Genomic DNA, 18,993 nt, shown 5'->3' with positions numbered 1-18,993 from the left:
GGAACAGTATTGCATAACTCGCGGGCGCGGGCACCACTTCGTATTCGTGCGGGAACGAAAAAGTAGTCGCGACGCCCGGGGCGTCGTTTCGTACCCGATCGGGAACCGAATGTCGTGAAATGATTGCGAAGAGAATGTCCGTATCCGCTCGGATACGGAAAGCGATCTATCGAACGCATTTTGTCCGGTCGTCGCAAAGCGCGGGCCAACGCCGACGGCAGCCGTTCGCCGCTCTCGCGCGGAACGCCCCTTTCTACAATTCCGTCCGACTCGCTACACGCGCCGCCATACCCCGAACGCGGGCCCGGTCCTTGCTCGGTTCAGCGTCGTCGGCGGCGTTCGCGCCCCGGCACATGACGATTCGCATGGGGAGGCGCGCATGGAACCGATGCCGGTCGTACTGCAGTGGCACGACGTTCTCGTCAGGATCCTGCTGGCGCTCGTCGCGGGCGGGCTGATCGGCATCGATCGCAGCGAATCCGGCAAGACGGCCGGACTGCGCACGACGATCCTCGTCTGCCTCGCCGCGTGCTTGTCGATGCTGCAGGTCAATGCGCTGTTGCTGCAAGCGGGCAAACCGGAGGGCGCGTTCTCGGTGCTCGACCTGATGCGGCTGCCGCTCGGCATCCTGACCGGGATGGGCTTCATCGGCGGCGGCGCGATTCTTCATCGCGACGGCCTCGTGTCCGGCGTCACGACCGCCGCGACGCTGTGGTTCGTGACGGTCATCGGGCTGTGCATCGGCGGCGGCCAGTTGTCGCTCGGTGCGCTCGGGCTGGTGCTGGCGCTGCTGGTCGTCTGGCCGCTGCGGTTCGTCGAGCAGCGCTTGCGGCGCACCAGGACCGCGCTGGTCACGGTCGAATATCCGCTGGGGTCGGCCGCGCGCAACCAACTGGGCGGGAAATTGCGCGACGCGGGTTTCACGTGCCGAACGAGGAGTTTTCGCGAAACGACTGCATGCGCGGCGCGCGAGGAGGAGATGTTTGTGCAGTGGCGCGAAGCGGCCGACGACGACGTGATGCTGAAGCAACTGATGCGGATCCTCGAATCGGCCGGCCTCACGTCGGTCCGCTGCTCGGCGGAGAACTGACCCGCGCGACGGCCGGAACGCGCGATGCTCGTGCAGCAGGCCGCCGTGGGCGGCTTTCCAAGGAGCGAAACATGACACGTGTATCGGAAGTGATGACGCGCGATGCCGCGACCATCGGCCCGACGCAGAGCCTGCGCGATGCGGCCAGGCTGATGAACGACCTGAACGTCGGCGCGCTGCCCGTGTGCGACGGCACACGGCTGATCGGCATGCTGACGGACCGCGACATCGTCGTGCGCGCGGTGTCGATGGGCGTGCCGCCGGACGAGGCGGTCGAGGGCGTCGTCAGCGGACCCGCGAACTGGTGTTACGAGGACGACGACGTTTCGGCGGTGCAAAAGAAGATGGAAGACGCGCAGATTCGCCGCGTGCCGGTGGTCGACCGACAGAAGCGGCTGGTCGGCATCGTCGCGCTGGGCGATCTCGCTACCGCCGCGGACGGCGGAATGTCGTCGACGCTCGGCGCGGTGTCGGCGCCGTCGCGCCCGGATCGGTGATCGCCATGGCAGACACGGAGAACGGCATGAACGAAGACAGGGAAACGCAGATCCGCGAGCGCGCATACCGGCTGTGGCAGGCGGATGGCGCGCCGGACGGCAGCGCCGACGAATACTGGCGGCGGGCCGAGCAGCAACTCGATGCGGAAGGCGGCAGCAGCGTGGACGGGCGCGCCGGGCAGACGGAGGATTTGCCGGCCGATCAGTCCGCGAAGCGCCGCATCCCCGGCGAGCCGCTGCAGGACGTCGACGCGGTGCCGACCGGCGAGGTCGCGCACGAAAGGCGGCGCCGGCGGTGAAACGTGTCCGGCCGCGACCCGGCGGCAGCCGCGGGACGACGCAGGCGGACCACGTGCGATTACGGATCCCGTCCGCCCCGCGCGTGGTCGGCCCGACACCATCCGAACAGGGAGATAGTCATGACCCAGGACACTCGACGAAAGAACCCCGCGTCGCCCGACCCGGCACGCGAGGCGGCCGGCGCGCCGGACCGGCGCAAGCCGACACCCGGCCGCGCATCGACCGCGCGCTCCGGCCATGCACCCGGCGGCGGCGAGCTGGACACGATTCCGGACGATCAGGCGCGCCAGGTCGTGCCGGACGATCCGCGCCAGACCGAGGCGCGCGATCCGGCTGGCAAGCCGTGGCCGGACGAGCACGACGCGCCCGACGATTCGGGCAACCGGCCGCGACCGCTGTAGCGGCGCCGCCGCCCGAATCGCCCGTTCCGTTCCGCCATCCACGCACCGGAGTCCATCATGTCATCAGACGAAGTTTCCGAATCCCGTCGCAAATGGGTGCAGGGCACGACGGCCGGACTGGTCGCCAGCGTCGCGCTGCCGACGATCGCGCAAACGGGCGGCCCGCCCGACGCCGGCGATACGGCGCCGCGCGATCCGCGCACGCTCTACCCGCATGCGCCGTTTCCGCAGCAGCACCAGCCGTGGCCGGGCCTTGCGGGCCGCATGACGCCGCGTCCCGATCACGGCGAGCGCACCTATCGCGGCAGCGGCCGGCTCGACGGCCGCAAGGCGCTGATCACCGGCGGCGACTCGGGCATCGGCCGCGCGGTAGCGATCGCCTGTGCACGAGAAGGCGCGGACGTCGCGATCGTCTATCTGCCCGACGAGGAGCCCGATGCGCGCGAAGTCGTGGACCTCATCCGCAGCGCGGGACGCAAGGCGGTGCCGCTGCCGGTCGACATCCGCAGCGAAGGCGCATGCAACGGGCTCGTCGAGCGGGCGGTCGCCGCGCTCGGCGGGCTCGACATCCTCGTGAACAACGCGGCTCGCCAGCAGAGCCACGAATCGATCCTCGACATCAGCACGGAGCAGTTCGACTGGACGCTGCGCACCAACCTTTACGCGATGTTCTGGATCACGCGGGCCGCGATTGCGCACATGCCGCCCGGTTCGGCGATCGTCAATACGACGTCGGTCAATGCGTACGACCCGTCCGCGAATCTGCTGGACTACGCGATGACGAAAGCGGCGATCGCAAATTTCACGAAGGGGCTCGCGAAGCAGATGATCAAGCGCGGCATCCGCGTGAACGGCGTCGCGCCGGGGCCGTTCTGGACGCCGTTGCAGGTCAGCGGCGGACAGACGACGCACAACGTGGAGACGTTCGGCGAACAGGTGCCGATGGGGCGGCCGGGACAACCGGCCGAGATCGCGTCGATCTATGTCGAGCTGCTGTCGTCGCGCGCAAGCTATGTGACCGGGCAGATCTATGGCGCGTCGGGTGGCGCCGGGCAACCTTAGTTGGCTGGCGGCGCGACGCGGTCGGACGCGGCCGGAACCTCCCGCCATCGACGCCGATCGCCGATTCCGCCCGAATCGGCGCCGTATGCGCGAGCAGCGATCTTTATCACCGCAGCAGATAAACGTATCCGAATCGCTTCGTTGACGCCCGCCGGCACGCCCTCGTAGATTCGCGTTTTGACCGAATCAGGAGCCGTGCCGTGACGACTACCGCCCTCCGCGACGCCGCAACGCTTTCCACCGGGCATCCCGCCTTGCGGCCGGACGGCGTGGCGCAGCACTTCGACATCGTGCCGTTCGACGCGCCGCTCGGCGCCGAAGTGATCGGCCTCGACCTGTCAAAACCGCTCGGTGCCGACGATTTCGCGCGCATCCATCGTGCGCATCTCGATCACCACGTGCTGGTATTTCGCGATCAGCGCATCACGCCGGACGAGCACATCGCGTTCAGCCGCCGCTTCGGCCCGCTGCAGATTCACGTGCTGCACCAGTTCGCGCTGGCCGGCCACCCGGAAGTGCTGATCGTGTCGAACATCGTCGAGAACGGTAAACCGATCGGGCTCGGCGACGCCGGCCATTTCTGGCATTCCGACCTGTCGTACAAGGAAAAGCCGAGCCTCGGCTCGCTGCTGCACGCGCAGGAGCTGCCGGCGGAAGGCGGCGACACGCTGTTCGCGAACATGCATCTCGCATGGGACACGCTGCCGGCCCATCTGCGCCGCGCGGTCGAAGGGCGGCGCGCGGAGCATACGTATCTGGCGCGCTATGCGGAATTGCAGGCGCGCAGCCCGTGGCGGCCCAACCTGTCGCCCGAGCAGATCGCGCAGGTCGCGGCGGTCGTTCATCCGGTCGTGCGCACGCATCCGGAAACCGGCCGCAAGGCGCTGTTCGTCAGCGAGCATTTCACGACGCGCATCGTCGGGTTGCCCGACGACGAAAGCCGCGCGCTGCTCGACGAATTGTTCGCGCACAGCGTGCGCGCCGAGCACCTGTATCGACACGCATGGCGCGACCACGACCTGGTGTTCTGGGACAACCGTTCGCTGATGCATCTCGCCGCCGGCACGCCCGACCACCTGCGCCGCAAGCTGTACCGCACGACGATCGAAGGCGACGCGCCTTTCTGAGCCGCGCGCCGCGTCGTTCATTTTCGCCCCTTCCTGACCGGAGTTCCGATGTCGTTTTCGTTTTTGCCGGCGCGTCGCGCGCTGGCGGCCACACTCACCGCCGCGCTCGCTTTCGCGGGCGCGGCGATCCCGCAAGCTGCGCACGCAGAGGGCCGCATCCGCATCGCCGAGCAGTTCGGCGTCGTCTACCTGATGCTGAACGTCGCGCGCGACCAGCAATTGATCGAGAAGGAGGGGCGCAAGGCGGGCCTCGACATCAAGGTCGACTGGGTGCGGCTGTCGGGCGGCGCGGCCGTGAACGACGCGCTGTTGTCCGGCGCGGTGGACGTCGCGGGCGCGGGCGTCGGCCCGCTCTTGACCGTGTGGGACCGCACGCGCGGCCGGCAGAACGTGAAGGGCGTCGCGTCGCTCGGCAATTTTCCGTATTACCTCGTGAGCAGCAACCCGAACGTGAAGACGATCGCCGACCTGAGCGCGAAGGACCGGATCGCGGTGCCGGCGGTCGGCGTGTCGGTGCAGTCACGCGTGCTGCAGTACGCGGCCGCGAAGCAGTGGGGCGACAAGCAGTTCGACAAGCTCGACGCACTCACGCAGGCGATTCCGCATCCCGACGCGACGGCCGCGATTCTCGCGAACAGCAACGTGATCACCGGTCACTTCGGCAATCCGCCGTTCCAGGAGCAGGAACTCGCCGGCAACCCGAACGCGCACATCGTGCTGAATTCGTATGACGTGCTCGGTGGCCCGAGCTCCGCGACGGTGCTGTACGCGACCGAGAAATTCCGCGACGACAACCCGAAGACCTACCGCGCGTTCGTCGCCGCGCTGGCCGATGCAGCCCGGCAGATCGCGGCCGATCCGGAGCGGGCGGCCGATACCTATATTCGCGTGAACGCGTCGAAGATCGATCGCGCGCTGCTGCTGAAGATCCTGCGCAATCCGCAGGTGCAGTTCAAGACCGCGCCGCAGAATACGCTGCCGCTCGCGCAGTTCATGCATCGCACCGGTGCGATCCGCAACGAACCGAAGTCGTGGCGCGACTACTTCTTCGACGATCCCGCGACGGCGGGCGGCAGTTGAGCGGCGCCGATGCTGCGACGCCGCGATCGACGCTTATGCGTCGGCGCGGTTTCGATATGCACAATCGATGGTTGGTCCGCACGACGCCCGGCCGTATGTTGATGCTTTGCCCGCAAGAGATTCGATCGTGAACGCCACTTCTCCCCGAACCTGGTTGCCGCCCTATGCGGCGCGTGACGGCGCGTCGCCGGCCGCATCCGCCGCGCCCGACATACGTGCCGCCGGCCGGCCCGCAGCGAACGCCGCGCCCGCCGGCACGCACAGCGAACGCCTGCTCGCCATCGACGAGGTCAGCCTCGAATACCGCAGCGGCGCGCGGATCGTTCGCGCGACGCATCGGGTGAGCTTCGACGTGTACGGCAGTGACCGCTTCGTGCTGCTCGGCCCGTCGGGGTGCGGGAAGTCGACGCTGCTGAAGGCGATCGCCGGCTTCATCGAGCCCGTCTCGGGTTCGATCGCGCTCGACGGCCGGCCGGTACGCGGGCCGGGGCCGGACCGCATCGTCGTGTTCCAGGAGTTCGACCAGTTGCCGCCGTGGAAGACGGTCGTCGAGAACGTCGCGTTTCCGTTGCGCGCCGCCGCGAAGCTGTCGCGTGCCGAAGCGCGCGAACGCGCGCTGCACTATCTCGACAAGGTTGGCCTCGGCACGTTTGCCGACGCCTATCCGCATACGCTGTCGGGCGGCATGAAACAGCGTGTCGCGATTGCCCGGGCGCTGGCGATGCAGCCACGCGTGCTGCTGATGGACGAACCGTTCGCCGCGCTCGACGCGCTGACGCGCCGCAAGATGCAGGAGGAACTGCTGCGACTGTGGGACGAATTCCGCTTCACGCTGCTGTTCGTCACGCATTCGATCGAGGAGGCGCTCGTGGTCGGCAACCGGATTCTGCTGCTGTCGCCGCATCCGGGCCGCGTGCGCGCCGAGCTCAACAGTCACGAGCATTCGCTCGACGACGTCGACACCGGCGACTTCCGCGACAACGTCGCGCGGATCCATCGCCTCCTGTTCGACACCGACGCACCCCACGCACCGACGACGGAGGACGCCGCATCGTGAGTACGCTCGATCCCCTCCTGCCGCCGCTGCCGCCCGTGCGCGCCGAATACACGCGCACGCTCGACGCGCTGCCCGACGCCGAGCGCGCGGCGCCGGCGCCGCTCATGCGCCGCATCGGCGCCGCCGCGTGGTTTCGCCGCAGCGTCATCGCGCTCGTGCTGATCGCCGCATGGGAGATCGTCGCGCGCATCGTCGCGAACGATCTGCTCGTCCCGACTTTCGGCGCAACGCTGGCCGCGTTCGTGCAAGGCATCGAGTCCGGCGAACTGCTGGTCAAGACCGGCATCTCGATGTCGGTGCTGCTGCGCGGCTATGCGCTGGGCGTGCTGCTGGCGTTCGCGCTGACGTCGCTTGCGGTATCCACGCGCATCGGCCGCGATCTGCTCACGATGCTCACGTCGATGTTCAATCCGCTGCCGTCGATCGCGTTGCTGCCGATCGCGCTGCTGTGGTTCGGGCTCGGCACCGGCAGCCTGCTGTTCGTGCTCGTGCATGCGGTGCTGTGGCCGCTCGCGCTCAGCATGTATACCGGCTTTGCCGGCGTGCCCGCCACGCTGAAAATGGCGGGGCGCAACTACGGGCTCACGGGGCTGCGCCAGATCGCGCTGATCCTCGTGCCGGCCGCGCTGCCGTCGATCCTGTCCGGCTTGCGCGTCGGCTGGGCCTTCGCATGGCGCACGCTGATCGCGGCCGAACTCGTGTTCGGCGCGAGCGCCGGGCAGGGCGGCCTCGGCTGGTATATCTTCCAGAATCGCAACGAGCTGTATACGGATCGCGTGTTCGCGGGCCTCGCGGCCGTCATCGTGATCGGGCTGCTGATCGAGAACCTCGTGTTCGATACGCTCGAACGCGCGACCGTGCGGCGCTGGGGCATCCAGCACTGACGGGCCTGGCGCGATCGATCCCGGCGCATGCATGACGTAGGCCGAAAGCGGCTTTTCACATGCGCCGGGGCGTCCCGATACGCTACGGATGCCGCTTGTCGCGCCGCGCCCGATGCAGGTGCCGTCAGAACTTCACGCGCAGCCCGCTGACGAACGCAAGCTGGCGGTTCGTCGACGACGCGCTGCCGATGTTCGAGATCGCCGCGATCTTGCGATAGCCGCCCGGCGTCGAGGTGCTCGCATCGCCGGCTGCGAGCTGGTAGATACCCGACACATAGATATCGGTGCGCTTCGACAACGCATAGTCGAACCCGAGCGTGAACTGGTGCCAGCGCGGCTTCAGCGTCTGGCCGCTCGTGCCCGGCAAGCCGCTCGCGCGCCCGTCGGTAAACGTGTAGACGCCGATCAGCGTGGCCGCCGGCGTGATCTGGTAGCGTGCGTTCAAGTCGTAGTTGTTGAGCTTGCGCGACGAGCCGTCGAGATAGTCGAGCTGAGTGTGGCTCCATGCGAAGCCGAGCGTCGTACGGCCGAGCGCGTAGTTCGCGCCCACCGCGCCGATCTGCTGCTTCAGTACGCCGCCGTTCAGCCCGTAGAAGAACGCGCCGCTGTAGTCGTTGCCGGTGCTCGAGGTCGCGCCGCCCACCGCGCCGCTCGTATTCGACGTCGTATTCGGATGGTTGAATCGCACATAGCCGCCGCCGATCGACAGCGGGCCGTTCACGTAGTTCGCCGATGCGCCCCACGCGTTGTTGTTCGAGAATCCGGTGCCCGCGCCGCCATTGGCCTGGTTGCTGAATGCATAGAGCAGGTCGGCCGTGAAGCCGGCGATCGTGTCGCTGCGGAACTTCACCGCGTTGTTCAGCCGGAAGCTCTGGTTCATGTTGTCGTTGTCGCCCACGTGCGTGGCCGGCGACCAGAAACCGGCCCCCGAGTACTGCGCGACGAGATCGGTGATCGGCTCGTACTGACGGCCGAACGTCAGCGTGCCGAGGCCTTTCTTGCCGAGCCCCACGTACGCGGACCGGCCGAACAGGCGGCCGCCCTGGCCGAGCCCGCCGTCGCTCGGCCGGAACCCGCTTTCCAGCGTGAAGATCGCCTGCAGGCCGCCGCCGAGATCCTCCGCGCCTTTCAGGCCCCAGCGGCTGCCGCTCAGCTTGCCGCTCGTCTGCTGGATGTTGCTCGCGCCGCCCTGGTTGTTCGTATACGCGATGCCGGCGTCGACCACGCCGTACAACGTCACCGAACTCTGCGCATGCGCGCTGACCGACCCGATCGAAACCAAACCCAGCGCCACCGTTTTTTTGATCATGATCATCCTCTGTCGTTATCGATACGTTTGTGAGGATCACGATGCTATTGACGACGAACGCGCCGACGAACGGCCGATCCGTGGTTTGTAAATCGCTGCGCGGCCGATTTGTAATGTGCGTTGCCGTCGGCCCGGCATGTGCGCCATGATCGCGTCCGGCACGCCTGCTGTGGCGAACGCATCGCGCGGACCGCGAACGTTGCGTGTCGAAAATGCACGTGTGCGGTCATATCGATCGATGAAATCGTTCGATGTGCGCAATACCCGTCGTTCGCATGACGATGCGTTTACGCAACGCCTCGCTAGGCGAGGGCCGACCGATGCGCTACGCACGTTCGCATATCGATTCCGCGAAACGTTGGTAGGGCGGGAGCGGGCCTGTTTGCCCGCATCGGCGTGTTGAACGGCCCGGCCCGTGTCGCGCCGTTGTGGGATACGTCGTTCGATCCGCCGGTTGCGGCGGGGTGATGCAAGGAAACGGGAAGCGCTTGCCGACCAATGGCGATGCGGGTTTCGCCGGAAGGTTCGGGCGACCGGATCAGGAGAACGTCGTCGCGACCATGATGCCGAACACCACGCCGAGCGCGATCCCGCAGAGCCGGCCATAGATCGAGGCGCGGAGATTGTCGTCGAGCTCGAAAGGCGAGCGCTTGTGCTTCCATACCGTGCTGAATGCGACCGGACGGGGCAGCAGCGCAACGCACGCGATCAGCACGGGCGTGGCGACGAGCATCGCGACGCGCGGGCCGTTCCAGTCGACACCGTGCATGGCCAGCGAAACCAGCACGGCAATCGGCACCTCGACGCACAGGCCCAGCAACGAACCGTTGACGAAGGAATCTCCTGGAGTCTGGAACATGATCGGTCCTGGGGTGCGGATGAAATCGGTGCCGGGTGGGCGTCCAATAGAACGATCGATAGCCGATGCCCGACGGTCGGTCGACCGTGTTCGACGTGAGCCGACATGACGGCGGATGTTAAGGGAAATCGTCGGCCCATTGTCGGTCATTCAAGTTATTTGACAAATGTTCCCGGGCGGAGGGCTTTTATGTCGCGCGGGCAAAGTGTAAGGTTCGGCAAGTGGCCGCGGCGTCGTAGCGGTATGCCTCCGACGGCCGGCCATCTTCCTGTCGCGTTCGCGGATTGAGGTCGCGCGCGCAAGCGGTATATTTCCCGCAGCCTGCGACCGCAAGCTGCCGATACTGGGGAATCGCGTGGCGGTGGCGGATACCGGAAATGGCGAACGCGATACGTCGTCGTGTCGACGGCGCCCAAAATAAAACTCGATCGTATATAGAAACCGAATCACCGGAATTCCATGCGGGGATAAATTGACAAGCGATCAATTCGCGCTCGACGTTGCATACAACGCCTACCTTCGCGAGAAGTCCGCGAGCACCGGCCTCGCGCTGGGCCGCGCGCTCAGGTTGTCGGGCCACGCGGAGGAAGCGATTCGACTGGTGAAGGAGCTCGCGGATCGCATTGAAGAGCCATTCTTTCGCGCGCAGATCGGCATCGACATGAACTATCTCGGCCTTTTTTCGCAGGCCGAAACGCTATTGGCTCGAGCCATCACCGAACTCGATCATGAGCCTGATCTCAGAATCGTGCAGGTCGAACTCGCGATCTCGCAATACGCTCAAGGTCGTTTTCGCGAGGCCCACGCCCTGAGCCGACGGCTACGCGATACCTGGAGCCGAGCCGCTATCGTTTCCAATATCTATCGGAGCGATACCGTCGAGTACGAAAAAATCGTCGGCAAGCTTCTGCGATTCGACGAATCGGTCGCGGGAAAGCGTGTCCTCGTCGTTCAGGAGGGGGGACTGGGCGACGTGATCATGTTTTCTCGGTATTTGCATCTCTTGCGGGACGAAGGGGCACAGGCTGTCGTGTTGCAGGCGCCGAACACACTGGCGGCGATATTTTCCGCATGGGATTGGATCACCGTCGTAGAAGATGCCCGCAGTGCGATCGACCAAAGTGATTGCGTCATCTGTACCTTCGACCTCTTCGTGCGCTATCAGGCGACGCCATACTTTCCCAGCTACACCGATTCATACTTGCAGGCACCGGCCGGACGGGAAATGACGGCGCGGGTTGCCGACATTTTCAAAAATCGACGCCACGGCGTTCGCGAAATTGGCCTGATCTGGCGTAGCGGTACCTCGGTGCGCCATGAACCCTATCGATCGATCTCGCTGGCGCAACTTACGCCGTTGTTCGGTGCGCCCCAGAGCCGCTTCCATGCGCTGCAGTTCGGCAAGATCACCGACGACGAATATGCGGTGCTCGATAAACATGGCATTGGCGTCATCAGTGACGAGCTGAGCGATCTCGGAGACACGGCCGTGATCCTCGATTCGCTCGATTTGTTGATCACGGTGGATACGGGGCCTGCCCACCTCGCCGGCGCGCTCGGACGGCCAGTGTGGGTACTGCTGTCGGCGGCGTGCGACGAGCGTTGGTCCAACTGCCATCGAGACACGCCGTGGTACAGGTCGATGCAGTTGTATCGGCAAGCGACATTGGGTGACTGGAGCAGGCCGATATCGGAGATGGCGCAGGCGTTGTCCGGCGACGATGCAATCGGGTAGGCGCTACCGTCCACATCCATCGTCAGCGCGCATTCGTTCGAACGGGCGGCGATTCGCCCGGATGCGCCCGATCGTGACGTTGCCGGCCGCGCGCGGCGGTTACACGCCGCGCGCGTCCGTCACACGGCGAAAATTCGGCGCTGGTAGTCGAGGATCAGACGATCGATGTCGTGATCGGAGCGCCGCGGCTGGCTTTTCGGCTCGAGCCAGAGCCACCGCATCATGCGGTAGCGTGCCTCGACGCACATCAGCCATGCGTCCCAGTCCGACCAGTGTCGCAGCAACGGGATGTTGCGAATGTCCCGCAGCCCGTCGCGGATCTCGTACACGTTGAAGTACTTGCTCGCGCGCTGACTCAATTCATCGAATGCGCGAGCGGCTTGCTCAGGGTCGGCAAGCAGGAAGTCGTGGATTTCGACGATGACGTGGCTGCCGGAGAGCTGCTCCAGCAGCGCGTCGTCGAACAGGTCGAACTCGGCGCCTTCGATATCGCACAGGATGACCCGTCCGGCCGGCTCCCCGCCGTGCTCCGACAGGATCGCGGGCAGGTTGCGATCGGCCTTGCCGTAGACGGCGACGCGGTCCGCCAGCCCCATTTCCGCGGCGCGGTGCTGGATCGCGTGGCGGCGTTGCTCGTCCATCTCGAAACACAGGCTGCGCGCAAAGACGTTGTTCCTGACCAGGCCGATGCCGAAAATGCCGTCGGCGGCCCCGAGATCGACCAGCACCTTTTCAGGCGACCCGAGCGCTTCCAGGATCGCGCAAACGGCGATCTCGTAGGTGCCGAGCAGATAGCCGCCGACCGCGACTTCCGCCCAATGACTGAAACCGATCGGAAACCCGCGCAGGATGCCGTACTGGACGATCGAGCCCGTCTGCTCGCGCAGCAACTGCGATAGGTAGTGCAGGCGAAGATTCGCGGCCTGGATCGAGCTTTGGTTGAAATATTGCGCGTGGTCCATTTTTATCGTTCTCTCGGGGTGAAGAAGCGCGTAGGGAAGGGTGGCGATGGCGGGAGGCTCCGGAGTGGTCCTGCCCTGGGGCCAGAATATAACGCGTTGTCGGTTCGTTCAGTTCAGGAAGCCGGCTTCCCGGATCGGGAATATCACGAAATGCGGTGTTGGCTGGAGAGGAAATGCGACGTGAACGCCGACCCATGCGAGCATCTCGTCGGGCAGAGCGCCGGGGGGGGGCGGGGTCCGTCTCGATGTTCGCGACCACGGCCGGTTGTTCGGTCGTCGTCGATGCGGCTACAGCACGGACCGGCGGTGCATCGACTTTGCGTGCGAGCAGTCGAAGCAGCTCGATGCGATGCCACGGAATTGGCGCGTGGTCCGCGACGTAATTCCGAATGGTATGGGTGCAATCGCTGAGCAATTGCGCAATTCGAGCGATGGACAGGCCGTCGGTTAGTGCGCGATGGAAGCAATCTTGATCGCCTCCGACGAACGCTAAGTAGGGGAATTTTAAGGGTTGTTGCTCCGAAGTGGCCAAAACTGCTGTCCGGGCGTGCGCAAGCAATGTGGGACGTTTGTCGTGCAGACGAAGCATTGCCATTCACCTGTTGGAGATGGACAAGAATGTTGGCCAATCCTTGGCCAGAGAGGTTGTACGGAAGCCTCTTGCTCTACTGAACGCTCTTAGCGTTTTGCATTAGGTGCATTGGGCGCTGAGGCTGGCTAAATTTTCGTCATACAAAATGATCATCTCGCAGTTGTGTCCAAAATATGGTCCAATTACCTTGACTTTGTACGCCAAACGTCACAGACCATGAGCAATAATTCGGTGGGGCAGTCGCCGCCTTTCGACAATTCCCCGGCTGAGGGGCGGGTTCTGACGGACCTGCCGGATGCATGGAAAATTGGACCGATAGCATCGCCCTGGGACGGAATGCAGGTGCATCGCTATCACATTGGCGAAGAAGGCGAAGTTCGGGATTTGAGGTTCGAGTCCAATCTTCTCCTCTGCTTGTATCGAAAGCCTCACAAGCAAGTCGAGAGCCTAAACCGTTTCGGGCGGTGGCAATATGTGGACGCTTCAGATGGCAGTGTGGCATATGGTCCGCCCAATGCAGCGTTGAATTACCGATGGGGAACGAGCCTCGATCAGACCCACCTCGTCATCAACGTAGACTGGCTTCAGGGCGTAACCGGCCCAGGGCCAATCCCGCTGCATGGATGGTATGCAGGGATCCACGATCGCGTACTAGTGCAACTCCTGGAGGAGATCGCACAGGACGCGTTGTCTGGTACCCCAGCCGGAATCGAGCATTCCGAATGGCTAGCACTCTCGGCGCTTTATCGTTTCACTGCGTTGGCGAGGAATACCACGTGGGAGTGCGACATGACTCGCGTAGATGCGATCATGGACAGGGCCCTGGAGTTCATTCACTCCGGACTTGATACAACGCTCCGTGTACGGGAGATCGCAAACGCCGCCGGCTTCGAATCAAATCTGTATGGATTCGTTAGCTTGTTTTCTAAGTATACTGGTCTTCCCCCGCATCAATATGTAATGGAGGCGCGCCTTGAACAGGCAAAGAACATGTTGCTTCAAGGAAATATTAGCGTAACCGATGTCGCTTTGTCATGCGGGTTTAACAACATGAGCCATTTTTCAACTTCCTTTAAGCGACGGTGGAAGGTTAGGCCATCAGAATTAATCAAGCGGAATCGATTCAATCAAGAAATGGTGGTTGATTGACGTTAATTCGGCAATCGTTGTCCGCGATTTGCGTCGCCTGTGCATTATGTGATCAATTTCCCGTACCGGTGCTAACCGATATTCAGCGGGGTATTTGTGCGCCATGGAATTTGATTTTTCTGAGTGGTATTCGATAGGTTGTTCGTGACGCCAACTTTGTTGATTGGGGAATATTGGTTTAGAGGCTACTGTGTCGTCGAGCCGCCAACTGCTGTTACAATTGCATCCAAAAATATTATGAGTCAACCATCAGGCATGCGTTGGTGGATCGTGGTTCTGGGGTGTCTCGGCACAATCATCGATTATCTGTCTCGCAACGCATTAGGGGTGATGGCGCCTGAACTAAAGTCCGTGCTCGACCTTAGTACACGAGAATATTCGTATGTAGTGGGCGCGTTTCAGGTTGGCTACTTGGTGATGCAGCCGGTATGTGGACTGATCCTTGACTCTATCGGTCTGCGGGCGGGGGTAGCCATTTTTATTTGCATATCCTCGTTCTCTGGTGTACTGCATGGATTCGCGGGCGGATGGCTTTCATTGGCGGCGCTACGCGCTGTAAAGGGAGCCGCAGACGCTGTTGCGATTCCAGCTGGCATGAAGATTGTTTCCGAATGGTTTCCGCATCGAGAAAAATCGGTGGCAGTCGGCTACTTTAATGCTGGAACGTCGCTCGGGTCCCTATTCGCCCCACCAGTCGTCATTTTCCTGGTGCGCCAGTACGGCTGGCAAAGTGCGTTCGCGATTACGGGCGGCCTTGGCTTTGTATGGTCAGTAATTTGGTATCTCGCCTACCGCTCCCCGGCACGGTACATTGGTATGATTCGGGTACGAGCTAAAAGTGGAAACGGATACCTACAAATCACGAGCGAACCAAACGACAAGATCCGCCACGTGGGAAAAATTCTTAGAGAGCGTGGTTTCTGGGCAATAGCCCAAGCACGTTTCTTCGCTGAACCGGTCTGGCAAACGCTAATCTTCTGGGTACCGCTTTATCTTGCAACAGAACGGCACATGGACTTGAGGCAGATTGCAATGTTCGCCTGGTTGCCGTTCCTGGCTGCTGATTTGGGTGGTCTGTTTGGTGGGTATCTTTCTCCCTTCGTGACCGAGCGCTTCCACATATCCTTAGTCGCATCGCGTGTCGTCGGCGTTGCCCTTGGGGCAGTTCTGATGCTGGGGCCGGCTTGCATTGGATTGACGGCTTCTCCCTATCAAGCAATCGCATTATTCTGCGTCGGAGGATTTGCTCATCAAATGATTTCTGTTCTTCTAAATACCTTGTCTACAGATCTCTTTGAACCTGGCGAAGTGGGTACAGCGGCTGGCATGATAGGGATGTTCGCCTCCTTGGGAGGTCTCGGATTTTCTCTACTATTGGGTTTAGCAGCCGACAAACTGGGCTATGGGATTTTCTTTGCCGCATTTGGCGCATATGACCTCATCGGTGCGGCGTTGCTTATCGTCTTGTTGAGAGGCACTCGAACGTTTGACAATATCCTCGTTTGGTAAGGAGACGTTCTGCGTGCCTGAACCCGGAGACTGCTCGCCATCCAACGGCCGCCATCTATCGGAAGCTGTCGGTCTGCAAGCTTTTTTGCCGGCAAACAGCCTCATTGGCCGCAGCTGACGGAATAGGGCATCGACAGTCGGCGGCCGACGCTTGCCGGATCGTCTTGGGTGGGTCCTTATTTTCAGAGAGTGTGGTGGACGTTGCTTTCCACCATATCCCTCGCTTTCCATGAAAGAGATTTTGAGTACACTGCGGATCCGAGAACCGTGGGCAACCGCGGAGTGATCCGAATACTCCTAACGAGCGTTTTCCTTGACGAGGTTGCACGGTGTTTGAGACGCTGCTGCTAAACCAGAAATACAGCAATAGAACGGACACGTCATTGAATCTCTTCGTCAGACACCGCTCATGAGATCGCGGGCCACCTACAATGACTTGGTCATTTTTTCAGACCCTTTCAAGGCGGTAGCCGAGATTGTATATTGACCGCAAGAGAAATCCGTGAGAACCATTTAATCGAAGTTTACTTTTGGCGCGATACACATGAGTGTCGAGCGAACGTGAGGATATATCGACCCTGCTTCCCCACAAAGAAGTAATAAAGTGCTCGCGCGGAACCGTGTGTCCGATATTTCTAAAAAGTGCGGCAATAATGTCGAACTCCATTCTGGTTACTTTCACAGCTTGCCCGTCGACGAAGATATTTTGCCCTCCCCGCGGAACAACGTACGCACCGACTGAAATCGTTCCGTCATAATCTTCTCGGGCGATCGCGCGCCTAGAGACGGCATTCACTCTTGCGATAAACTCACTTGTGCTTACAGGCATTTTGATACAGTCGTCTGCGCCGGCGTTTAATGCTTCTACTGGAGAATAATCTGTAGATTTGCTCGAAAAAATAACAACCGGAATTTTATTGCCAAGATTGTTGCGAATCCATCGAAGTACATCTATTCCAGAAATATGTGGAGATGACAAGTCGAGAATAATGAGGTCAAACATGGCTCGGCGAAGAATATTCAACGCTTGAGCGCCATTGATTGCGAAAGTCACGTCATTTTCTTTGGATTTCTCAAGGGCAATCACGTAATCGCGGTGCGCTTGGTTGCTATCCAATAACAATATCTTCATATCTAACTGCCGATAAATGGTCGAATGCCGTCTGCGAATGAGACGTGCTGGAGTGTGAGATCCGACGTGGGGTCCCATCGAATGTTTCGATTGAATGCCCCTATATTCACATATGGACTTCGCACTTCTTGGGTGCCCGGCGAGTATTTATAGGGGTGTCGGGATTTATGTTATTCGAGCTTACTAAAGATCGGTTTGTTTGATAAGGTATTTGCTTCGATCTCCATTCCTAATCCAGAGCGGCTCACGACCTACTCCCGACCATGTTTGGCCAGAGACCGGGTCGTAGTATTTCGGTTTCCTTGTTCGTCGATGTTCGTGTTTATGAGGAAAAATGTCGACCTCAGAGAGTTTGAACAAATCGATACAGGCGCGGATCTCCGAAATCACCTCATCAATCACCTTCCTTCGCTCGAGTTCGAGCTCTTGATCGAGTCGATTTTTGAATTCAATATATTTTCGATACTTTTCCAATATTTTTCCCCTGGAAGGTAAATCGGATTGCGTTGTGGCTGCTCTTGGCCTAAGGGGGCTACATCGGTTCTTGATGCCGGAAAAATCCTTGGAAATACCTTTTTGTAGCCTTCCGTGAAATATTGTCACGAATGTCACGCTCGTGCTTTCGAAATTTTCGTGATCGATGCGGAAGTGAAAAATTTTTGAAAAGTTCAGAGAAAACGACACTCGCCAATTATTTGGCGATTGATCGAGTGCGAGATTGTTTTGCGAAAGTTTGCAATTTTTCACCGAAGTGGTGCGCAATGTTGATAAACGTTCAGCCCTGGTGATGACGATGGATTGGAAAATCACGGCTAATCGGTGGAATAGATTCATTCGGCCACCGTCAGATTGCCGATCTTTATCCAGAGATCGGTGTGGTGTGAAAGCTGGATGGTGATAGCACCGTTTTGCGTGATTCGGGTGGGTCGAAAATGAACAAGAGTTACAGGACAATTTGGAACGAGGCGCTCGGCGCCTGGGTAGCGGCATCGGAAAATGAGTCGGCTCGTGGGAAACCTAACAAACGAAGTGTCGCCGCGTTGGTCGCGGTTGCTTTGGTCGCTTGTCCCCAATTGGTTTTGGCGCAATATTCTGCCGACGGCGGGATTGCAACTCAAACTGGCACGATCGCGATCGGATCGACCTCGACTGCGACGGGCGCCGGCGATATCGCCATCGGACAAGGGGCTCTTGCGAATTCGGTTTCGAGCCCAACTGCAACCTACGTCCCAGCGGTAGCTGTCGGCTCGTATGCAACTGCTACCGGCTTTGAGTCCGTAGCGGTGGGGCACCTTGCAAGCGCGACCGGAAAGAACGCTACGGCACTCGGTTCAGGTAGTCTCGCGGCGGCTGCGGGCGCGACTGCGATCGGCTATTACGCCACGGCTGGAGGCACTAACGACGTGGCTTTAGGGAATGGCTCAAAATCGAGCGGTGCGGTCGCTACTGGATGGGCGACTATCAACGGTGTGACCTATGTTTTCGCTGGAATTGGTCCTATCGGGACCGTCAGCGTGGGCTCCGCCGGTTCTGAGAGAACTATTACCAATGTCGCTGCGGGGCAGCTACTGTCAACGAGTACGGATGCGGTAAACGGATCGCAACTTTATTCAACAAACTTAGCTGTCACTGCCGTCGATTCGCGTGTTTCCAGCTTGTCTACTGTCGTTGCCAATTCTAGTTCTGGGTCGCAAAGTAGCGCAATTGCATCGCTCTCGACAGGGCTAAGTTCTACCAACAGTTCGGTCACGTCGCTGTCGTCCTCGGCGTCGACCGGTATCAGCACGGCGCAAAGCGGGGTTACGTCGCTCTCGACCGGCCTGAGCTCGACGAACAGCTCGGTCACTTCACTGTCGACGTCGGCGTCGACGGGCATCAGCACGGCGCAAAGTGGGGTGACGTCGCTCTCGACCGGCCTGAGCTCGACGAACAGCTCGGTCACTTCACTGTCGACGTCGGCGTCGACGGGCATCAGCACGGCGCAAAGCGGCGTGACGTCGCTCTCGACCAGCCTGAGCACGACGAACAGCTCGGTCACTTCACTGTCGACGTCGGCGTCGACGGGCATCAGCACGGCGCAAAGCGGCGTGACGTCGCTCTCGACCAGCCTGAGCACGACGAACAGCTCGGTCACTTCACTGTCGACGTCGGCCTCGACGGGCATCAGCACAGCGCAAAGCGGGGTGACGTCGCTCTCGACCGGCCTGAGCTCGACGAACAGCTCGGTCACTTCACTGTCGACGTCGGC

Annotated in this window: 18 protein-coding genes and 1 pseudogene; 13 read left to right on the top strand and 6 right to left on the bottom strand. The window is 61.5% G+C overall.

What is annotated here, in order from left to right; genetic code table 11:
* Positions 1-379 precede the first annotated feature (379 nt).
* From WT24_RS18040 to WT24_RS18000, 9 genes are all read left to right on the top strand, one after another.
* A complete protein-coding gene (locus tag WT24_RS18040; protein ID WP_060035327.1) occupies positions 380-1,090 on the top strand; it encodes an MgtC/SapB family protein in 711 nt (236 codons plus the stop codon).
* Positions 1,091-1,161: 71 nt separating this feature from the next.
* The gene (locus WT24_RS18035) at positions 1,162-1,587 is read left to right on the top strand and encodes a CBS domain-containing protein (protein ID WP_059794252.1); all 426 of its coding nucleotides are present in this window, start codon (positions 1,162-1,164) and stop codon (positions 1,585-1,587) included.
* Positions 1,588-1,613: 26 nt separating this feature from the next.
* Positions 1,614-1,886: a DUF2934 domain-containing protein gene (locus WT24_RS18030; RefSeq protein ID WP_179949370.1), complete on the top strand. Its 273-nt coding sequence runs from the start codon at positions 1,614-1,616 to the stop codon at positions 1,884-1,886.
* A gap of 120 nt (positions 1,887-2,006) precedes the next feature.
* A complete protein-coding gene (locus tag WT24_RS18025; RefSeq protein ID WP_060035324.1) occupies positions 2,007-2,288 on the top strand; it encodes a hypothetical protein in 282 nt (93 codons plus the stop codon).
* A 57-nt stretch (positions 2,289-2,345) separates the two neighbouring features.
* Positions 2,346-3,350 (top strand): SDR family oxidoreductase, encoded by a 1,005-nt coding sequence (locus WT24_RS18020; RefSeq protein WP_060035322.1) that lies wholly within the window; start codon positions 2,346-2,348, stop codon positions 3,348-3,350.
* A gap of 200 nt (positions 3,351-3,550) precedes the next feature.
* Positions 3,551-4,477 (top strand): TauD/TfdA family dioxygenase, encoded by a 927-nt coding sequence (locus WT24_RS18015; protein WP_060035320.1) that lies wholly within the window; start codon positions 3,551-3,553, stop codon positions 4,475-4,477.
* Between the two features lie 48 nt (positions 4,478-4,525).
* Entirely contained in the window at positions 4,526-5,557 is a 1,032-nt protein-coding gene (locus WT24_RS18010; RefSeq protein WP_059794265.1) for an ABC transporter substrate-binding protein, read from the top strand.
* A 67-nt stretch (positions 5,558-5,624) separates the two neighbouring features.
* Entirely contained in the window at positions 5,625-6,614 is a 990-nt protein-coding gene (locus tag WT24_RS18005) for an ABC transporter ATP-binding protein (protein WP_059499337.1), read from the top strand.
* Positions 6,611-7,498, top strand: a complete 888-nt coding sequence (locus WT24_RS18000) for an ABC transporter permease (protein ID WP_059499338.1) — start codon at positions 6,611-6,613, stop codon at positions 7,496-7,498. Before WT24_RS18005 ends, WT24_RS18000 begins: the two co-directional genes overlap by 4 nt.
* Positions 7,499-7,622: 124 nt before the next feature.
* Here the strand turns inward: WT24_RS18000 and WT24_RS17995 are convergent, their stop codons facing one another.
* Together WT24_RS17995 and WT24_RS17990 are read right to left on the bottom strand one after the other, a co-directional pair.
* Positions 7,623-8,807 (bottom strand): porin, encoded by a 1,185-nt coding sequence (locus WT24_RS17995; RefSeq protein ID WP_060035381.1) that lies wholly within the window; start codon positions 8,805-8,807, stop codon positions 7,623-7,625.
* A 538-nt stretch (positions 8,808-9,345) separates the two neighbouring features.
* Positions 9,346-9,816, bottom strand: a complete 471-nt coding sequence (locus WT24_RS17990; protein ID WP_257127512.1) for a hypothetical protein — start codon at positions 9,814-9,816, stop codon at positions 9,346-9,348.
* Positions 9,817-10,138: 322 nt separating this feature from the next.
* On the opposite strand from WT24_RS17990, the gene WT24_RS17985 reads away from it, so the two are divergent.
* Entirely contained in the window at positions 10,139-11,401 is a 1,263-nt protein-coding gene (locus tag WT24_RS17985) for a glycosyltransferase family 9 protein (RefSeq protein ID WP_060035316.1), read from the top strand.
* Between the two features lie 119 nt (positions 11,402-11,520).
* On the opposite strand, the gene WT24_RS17980 is transcribed toward WT24_RS17985, so the two are convergent.
* On the bottom strand, positions 11,521-12,363 hold the full coding sequence (locus WT24_RS17980; RefSeq protein WP_059499341.1) for a hypothetical protein: 843 nt from the start codon (positions 12,361-12,363) through the stop codon (positions 11,521-11,523).
* 808 nt (positions 12,364-13,171) lie between these two features.
* Between WT24_RS17980 and WT24_RS33045 the strand changes: the two genes are divergently transcribed.
* Positions 13,172-14,104, top strand: a complete 933-nt coding sequence (locus WT24_RS33045; RefSeq protein ID WP_082742217.1) for an AraC family transcriptional regulator — start codon at positions 13,172-13,174, stop codon at positions 14,102-14,104.
* 237 nt (positions 14,105-14,341) lie between these two features.
* Positions 14,342-15,613, top strand: coding sequence for an MFS transporter (locus tag WT24_RS17975; RefSeq protein WP_060035314.1), 1,272 nt, complete (start codon positions 14,342-14,344; stop codon positions 15,611-15,613).
* 448 nt (positions 15,614-16,061) lie between these two features.
* On the opposite strand, the gene WT24_RS33040 is transcribed toward WT24_RS17975, so the two are convergent.
* Both WT24_RS33040 and WT24_RS33035 read right to left on the bottom strand, forming a co-directional pair.
* Positions 16,062-16,745 carry a response regulator transcription factor gene (locus WT24_RS33040; protein ID WP_179949369.1) on the bottom strand — a complete coding sequence of 228 codons (684 nt, stop codon included), beginning with the start codon at positions 16,743-16,745 and terminating at the stop codon, positions 16,062-16,064.
* Positions 16,746-16,928: 183 nt separating this feature from the next.
* Complete coding sequence (locus WT24_RS33035; protein WP_082742215.1) at positions 16,929-17,579, bottom strand: H-NS family nucleoid-associated regulatory protein; 651 nt, start codon at positions 17,577-17,579, stop codon at positions 16,929-16,931.
* Positions 17,580-17,677: 98 nt separating this feature from the next.
* Between WT24_RS33035 and WT24_RS35655 the strand changes: the two are divergent.
* Positions 17,678-18,349, top strand: a pseudogene (locus WT24_RS35655) (ESPR-type extended signal peptide-containing protein); the annotation flags it as partial.
* 2 nt (positions 18,350-18,351) lie between these two features.
* Here WT24_RS35655 and WT24_RS35650 read toward each other — a convergent pair.
* On the bottom strand, positions 18,352-18,993 hold a 642-nt coding region (locus tag WT24_RS35650; protein WP_060035310.1), incomplete at its 5' end, for a hypothetical protein.

The sequence above is a fragment of the Burkholderia sp. MSMB1078WGS genome, assembly GCF_001528895.1.
In the GTDB taxonomy this organism is placed as follows: domain Bacteria; phylum Pseudomonadota; class Gammaproteobacteria; order Burkholderiales; family Burkholderiaceae; genus Burkholderia.
This window is presented reverse-complemented; position numbering and strand designations above follow the sequence as displayed.

Bases quoted from the DNA above. Each gene is read 5' to 3' on its own strand.
- WT24_RS18005 (WP_059499337.1), top strand. From the start codon at position 5,625: ATGGTTGGTCCGCACGACGCCCGGCCGTATGTTGATGCTTTGCCCGCA.
- WT24_RS17990 (WP_257127512.1), bottom strand. From the start codon at position 9,816: ATGACCGACAATGGGCCGACGATTTCCCTTAACATCCGCCGTCATGTC.
- WT24_RS18040 (WP_060035327.1), top strand. From the start codon at position 380: ATGGAACCGATGCCGGTCGTACTGCAGTGGCACGACGTTCTCGTCAGG.
- WT24_RS18030 (WP_179949370.1), top strand. From the start codon at position 1,614: ATGAACGAAGACAGGGAAACGCAGATCCGCGAGCGCGCATACCGGCTG.
- WT24_RS18020 (WP_060035322.1), top strand. From the start codon at position 2,346: ATGTCATCAGACGAAGTTTCCGAATCCCGTCGCAAATGGGTGCAGGGC.
- WT24_RS18035 (WP_059794252.1), top strand. From the start codon at position 1,162: ATGACACGTGTATCGGAAGTGATGACGCGCGATGCCGCGACCATCGGC.
- WT24_RS18025 (WP_060035324.1), top strand. From the start codon at position 2,007: ATGACCCAGGACACTCGACGAAAGAACCCCGCGTCGCCCGACCCGGCA.
- WT24_RS33040 (WP_179949369.1), bottom strand. From the start codon at position 16,745: ATGAAGATATTGTTATTGGATAGCAACCAAGCGCACCGCGATTACGTG.
- WT24_RS18010 (WP_059794265.1), top strand. From the start codon at position 4,526: ATGTCGTTTTCGTTTTTGCCGGCGCGTCGCGCGCTGGCGGCCACACTC.
- WT24_RS33045 (WP_082742217.1), top strand. From the start codon at position 13,172: ATGAGCAATAATTCGGTGGGGCAGTCGCCGCCTTTCGACAATTCCCCG.
- WT24_RS17980 (WP_059499341.1), bottom strand. From the start codon at position 12,363: ATGGACCACGCGCAATATTTCAACCAAAGCTCGATCCAGGCCGCGAAT.
- WT24_RS33035 (WP_082742215.1), bottom strand. From the start codon at position 17,579: ATGAATCTATTCCACCGATTAGCCGTGATTTTCCAATCCATCGTCATC.
- WT24_RS17995 (WP_060035381.1), bottom strand. From the start codon at position 8,807: ATGATCAAAAAAACGGTGGCGCTGGGTTTGGTTTCGATCGGGTCGGTC.
- WT24_RS17975 (WP_060035314.1), top strand. From the start codon at position 14,342: ATGAGTCAACCATCAGGCATGCGTTGGTGGATCGTGGTTCTGGGGTGT.